Source organism: Mannheimia sp. E30BD, from assembly GCF_041807785.1.
Taxonomy (GTDB): domain Bacteria; phylum Pseudomonadota; class Gammaproteobacteria; order Enterobacterales; family Pasteurellaceae; genus Mannheimia.
Map to the genome: position 1 here is coordinate 1 of NZ_JBGTYX010000052.1, position 919 is coordinate 919.

2 protein-coding genes are annotated in these 919 nt (G+C 33.9%); one reads left to right on the plus strand and one right to left on the minus strand.

Features of this window, described 5'->3' with window-relative positions; translation table 11 throughout:
- Positions 1-158 precede the first annotated feature (158 nt).
- Positions 159-536 carry a hypothetical protein gene (locus tag ACERCG_RS12165; protein ID WP_373612304.1) on the plus strand — a complete coding sequence of 126 codons (378 nt, stop codon included), beginning with the start codon at positions 159-161 and terminating at the stop codon, positions 534-536.
- Here the strand turns inward: ACERCG_RS12165 and ACERCG_RS12170 are convergent.
- Positions 537-919 (minus strand): hypothetical protein (locus ACERCG_RS12170; RefSeq protein WP_373612305.1); only part of this gene is annotated, 383 nt, incomplete at its 5' end. It lies immediately after the preceding gene.

Here is a 919-nt window from a genome sequence, read left to right on the forward strand (position 1 = left end):
AAGTATGCTCTCAATAAACAATAATGCTGTATATAAAACCACGCAATACAGCTTCCGAATTTTAAAAAAGTGCCAAAGTTGGCACCAAAGTTCGGGTGTTACAGAACTCCCGAACTTTTTTGAACAAAAAATAATCATTGAAACATAAGGAAATTCATATGGATATTCTACAAAATTCTTTCGATACAGTAAGTTTTGTAATTCACTCATTAACTAGTAAGATTATCTTCTGGTTGTTATTAGTTGGTTCAATTTATATCCTACTCAAAGAGTATAGTAGAGGTTGGCGACAATTAGCCTTTGTTACCTGTATCCTTAGTCTTTATGCCGCAGTTATTGTACCTATCATGAATTGGAAATCTGGGGCTTATAAATGTATAGTACAAGGAAACAACATACCCCGTGGGAGATTAGATTTTTGTCGTGAAGGAATGTATGCGTGGTATGGTGAAAATCTGTGGCAATGGGTTTTCGGAATAGGGATAGCACTTATTTTTATTGTCTATTTTTACATAAATAATAGAGATAGCTACTAATTATTTAAAAAATTTCTGCCGTGGTTGATATCTATACTGTTTTATAAATTCTTCTAAATCAACAGGAACTGATGAATTTGTCAGTTCCTTTAAAAATTCTCCTAAATGCTCCATTTGCTCAAATCTCGCTTGTGTCTGTTCTGCAGTTTCTAATCTGTCAAAAACAAAACGGATCTCAACCGTATCATAACTAAATCTGATGTGATGCTCCGTTTGTTTCAAGAGTTTTACCGCCTCATAAAAATGTCGTGGGGTGATATGTTGAATGGTAATATTTGACATAAACTTATAAAATTTCGCATAACAGCGGATTATGTGTAAATTCTCGTGCGGAGCTTCGCACATTATACCGCACTTCGAATTCAACATAATCCGAAAATCAT